Origin of the sequence: Cellulophaga sp. (genome assembly GCF_039943695.1) — a bacterium.
GTDB lineage: Bacteria > Bacteroidota > Bacteroidia > Flavobacteriales > Flavobacteriaceae > Cellulophaga.
This window is the reverse complement of sequence record NZ_JBDVAA010000063.1, coordinates 1-4,060: the sequence shown is the minus strand read 5'-3', so window position 1 is coordinate 4,060 and position 4,060 is coordinate 1. Positions and strand designations below refer to the sequence as shown.

General features: G+C 31.3%; 4 protein-coding genes and 1 pseudogene. 1 reads left to right on the top strand and 4 read right to left on the bottom strand.

The features are described 5' to 3' along the window. From ABJD66_RS04590 to ABJD66_RS04575, 4 genes and pseudogenes are all read right to left on the bottom strand, one after another. A pseudogene (locus ABJD66_RS04590) lies at nt 1-508 on the bottom strand (dipeptide epimerase); the annotation flags it as partial. A 90-nt stretch (nt 509-598) separates the two neighbouring features. After that, the gene (locus ABJD66_RS04585) at nt 599-1,315 is read right to left on the bottom strand and encodes a head GIN domain-containing protein (RefSeq protein ID WP_348128713.1); all 717 of its coding nucleotides are present in this window, start codon (nt 1,313-1,315) and stop codon (nt 599-601) included. Between the two features lie 100 nt (nt 1,316-1,415). Then, nucleotides 1,416-3,149, bottom strand: a complete 1,734-nt coding sequence (locus tag ABJD66_RS04580; protein ID WP_348128710.1) for a PspC domain-containing protein — start codon at nt 3,147-3,149, stop codon at nt 1,416-1,418. Beyond that, entirely contained in the window at nt 3,142-3,486 is a 345-nt protein-coding gene (locus ABJD66_RS04575) for a PadR family transcriptional regulator (RefSeq protein ID WP_348128708.1), read from the bottom strand. The genes ABJD66_RS04580 and ABJD66_RS04575 overlap by 8 nt, the downstream gene beginning before the upstream one ends. Nucleotides 3,487-3,724: 238 nt before the next feature. Here ABJD66_RS04575 and ABJD66_RS04570 point away from each other — a divergent pair. Then, the coding region (locus ABJD66_RS04570; protein WP_348128715.1) for a DUF4442 domain-containing protein at nt 3,725-4,060 on the top strand (336 nt) is incomplete at its 3' end.

Below are 4,060 nucleotides of genomic sequence, written 5' to 3'. Positions count from 1 at the left end.
AGTGTTTTCTAAGTTCTTTAACTATAGCAACATCTTGGTCTGTACCTAATTTAATCTTGTAAATGGGCCAAGGTTGTTCTTTCATTTTAGAAACCATATTATCTATAGAATCTATACCAATGGTAAAGTTGGTGATAGGGTAGGTGCTATTATCTGTATTCCATATTTTATACAATGGTTTATTTAAAATTTTACCATACAAATCGTGTGCAGCTAAATCTAAAGCACAAATAGCAAAGTTGCTTAATTGTTTTTTGTTTAAAAATTGATTAAAATCTTCAGGTGTAGTAAAATTGTAATGTTCTATTTCTGTTCGTATGTTTTCAATTTCTTGTTGCATACTCTCAAAAGTAATTTTGTAGTAAGGGTTTGCTGTAGCTTCACCATAACCAACTTTACCTTCTAAACCAAGACTTACTACCATACTGTCTTGAAAATTATGAGACTCTCTAGAAATACTAAATGTATGTTTTAGGGGAAGAATATACTTTGTTAAGGTTAAATTCATATCAGTATTTAAATTTATACTAATATAATAAGGTCAACCTTGTAAACAAAACAAGATTGACCTTAATAAAACGCTTTTAACATTTAGTATTTATCTCTTTTTTACGCTACCAGAAGAAGATTTATTTTTTTTAACAGTAGCATTACCCGTATACAATATATCTGCTCCACTACTTGCATCTGCAATTAAAGAATCTGATACATCTACGCTAATATCTGCTCCGCTACTAGCATCTGCATCACAGTTTTTTGTTTTTAACTCACGCGCATCAATATCAGAACTGCTACTAGCATTTGCAGTTAAGTTATTTGTTTTACCACTTAACTTAATATCTGCTCCACTACTACAATCTGCGTTTACAGAGTTTGCCACTAAAGCAATTTGTATATCAGCTCCGCTACTAGCATTTAAATCAATTTCGTCAGCTTCTATTTGAGATTCTGAATTTAAGTCTGCTCCGCTAGAACTATATAAAGCAGTAATAACAGGTAGTGTAACGTGTACGTTTTTAGTAGCTCTACCAATGTTTTCAATAGCGTGTATTTTAAGTTTGCCATCTTTAACGTCTGTACCAATTAGGTCTATAACATTTTCATCTGCCTCTACTCGTATGCTAAATTCTTTTGCTTGCGTTACATAAACATTAATGCCTTCTGATGCCGAAACACGGTCAAAACTAGCTGCAATATCTCTGCTTTGTTCTGTTAGTACTCCGTTTCCTTTTTTACCATTTCCAAAGTTTACGGAGCAAGAAGTTAATAGTAAACTTAGTATTAATGCGATTGTGATTTTAGATAGTGTTGTCATAATTGTTGTTTTTGATTGATGATGTAAAAGTCTATAAATGTTAGTGTTATTTATAAAAAGATAGACCGAATTGTTGTTTTTTAGTGCTGAATTGTATGTTTTAATTTTTTGAAGCTTTGATACGTGCTCCGTTTTCATCTATTTTAATATTTAAAGAACTTTCATTTCCATTTATATTAATGTTTACGCCATCATCATCTACAGATAAGTTGGACTCTTCATTAACTTGTTTTTCTTCACCTTCTATAAGTTCCTCATCAATACAATCTAAACACTCTAGAACACCTTGTTTACTCATAACCCAAGTGTAGTCTTTAACTTCAGACCTGTAAATTTCTTCTTTGTATGATGTATGCCAACCAATATTGTGTGTGTCAGCATCAAAATCAAACTTAATAATTACATTTTTAGGAATATAAAGAGTAACGTTTACTTCTTGATCTCTAATTTTACCTTTGCTGTCTAGCAATAAAAAATTGTCTAATATTATTTTATTATCTAGCACTTGGTAATTATAGTCTATGGTTTTAGCTCTTTGTCTGGCTTCATCAAAAGAACCACCTTGAGATACTTTCTGTATTTTAATTCTAGCTACGTCATCATTAGACCTAACAATATCAAATATAAAATCGTTATCTAGTAATAGTTTTTTACCGTTTTCATCTATAGTAAATGTCATTCCATTAATTCTAAAATTTTCTGGTCTGTCATAGTTTTTACTAGTTCTAGTAGAAATATATAAAGTGTCTAAAGGCTGTGTAAATTTTAACTCCTCTGTTTTATTAACACTACCCTTGTACATATTAGCTGTAGCTTCTTTAATACCAACAATTGTTAAACCAATAATAGCAGCTAACCAAACACCAAACAATGTTATTTTTGCTATTGTACCAATAGATTTTAAGTTAGATACAACAATTTTTAATCCTAAATAAAGTAGAAAGAAAAATGGTATTGCTACGGCAAAAAATGTTAGTAATGATATAAGCCAAATTGGTGCGCTTGTACTATTAACTATACTATAAAGAGGTGTGTTGCTAATAACAAACGCATCTGTAAAACCCGCAGTAAATAAGCCTATAAAGGTGCCTATTACCACAGCACCACCAATTAAAATAAAGAATACACCTATAATTTTACCAATACTTTTAAATATAAAGCTGAAAAAGGTGCCTACAGCATCAAAAAAAGTTTGAATACCAGTTTTTAGCTTTCCGCTGGCTTTATTGTAATCTGCATTTTTAACTTTATCAGTAACAGTGTTAAAACTCTCTTTTACAGTACGTTCTATGTTGCTAATGTTTATGGACTCACCACGCATATCTAGTTTTTGCGAGGTTGTTTTAGCTTCTGGTATTAAAAATAATAATAAAATATAAATTACTATAAATCCGCTAAAAGTAGCCAGTGTAAGTACAACCCATAATAAACGAACCCACCAAGGGTTAATACCTAAATAGTGTGCCATACCAGCAGATATACCTCCTATGTATTTATTGTCTGTATCTCTGTATAGTTTTTTTGCTTTAGATTTTGATGTAGGCTGCTCTTCGTCCTCAAAAATCTCTTCGTCTACGCGGTAATCTTCAGGTTGCCCCATAACACCAATAACATCTTCTACATCTGTTTTGGTAATTACTTGTTGGTCGTTTTTAACTTTTTCCTGAAAAAGCTCTGCAATTCTGGCTTCAATATCAGAAATAATTTCATCGCTACCCGCACCGTTGTTTAATGATTGCTTTATTGCTTTTAAATAATTGTCTAGTTTGCGGTATGCATCTTCGTCTATATGAAAGAATAAGTTAGCAAGGTTTATGTTTATCGTCTTATTCATTGTTCGTTTTTTTTGAGTTGGTAACTAGGTTTACGGCATTTCTTAGTTCGTTCCAGGTAGCATTTAATTCGGTTAAAAATTCTTCTCCTGTTTTTGTAAGCGCGTAGTATTTTCTTGGTGGGCCAGATGTAGACTCTTCCCAACGGTAAGTTAGTAGTCCTGCATTTTTTAATCTTGTTAATAAAGGGTAAATAGTGCCTTCTACAACTAGCATTTTGGCATCTTTTAATGTTGCAAGAATTTCAGAAGTATATTTATCTTCTCCTTTAAGTATAGAGAGGATGCAATACTCTAAAACACCTTTGCGCATTTGTGCCTTTGTGTTTTCTATCTTCATAGTTTAGATATTCTTTTAATAACCCACCAAAAGGGGTTAATTGATTTGATGAACAAACTCCGCTGAATTATTTTTTACAGAATTGATTAAGTTCTATAACTCTAACTTGTTAGTTTCTTATGCAAATATATATCTTTAAAAAGGTATTATGCAAAACATAGTACTAAAAATTAACTTTAATTTAACATTTATAAATTCAACTATTTTCAATACTTTTATAGAAATTATAAATGATAGAATGGCAAAGAGCACATTAAAATATAACGTATTTAATTTTTTTAAACTACCATCTGCTTGGTGGTGTGGCGTACGTTTGCAGCATATAGATGAAAAAAAAGCGGTAGTAACTGTAAAGCACAGATGGTTTAACCAAAACCCTTTTAATTCTATGTTTTGGGCAGTGCAAGGTATGGCTGCAGAATATGCAACAGGAATTATGGTTATTGACCAAATTGAGAAAAGTGGTAAAAAAATATCTATGTTAGTTGCGAGTAACAATGCAACATTTACTAAAAAGGCTACAGGAAGAATTACGTTTACTTGTGAAGACGGACACTTAATTGAAGATGCTATT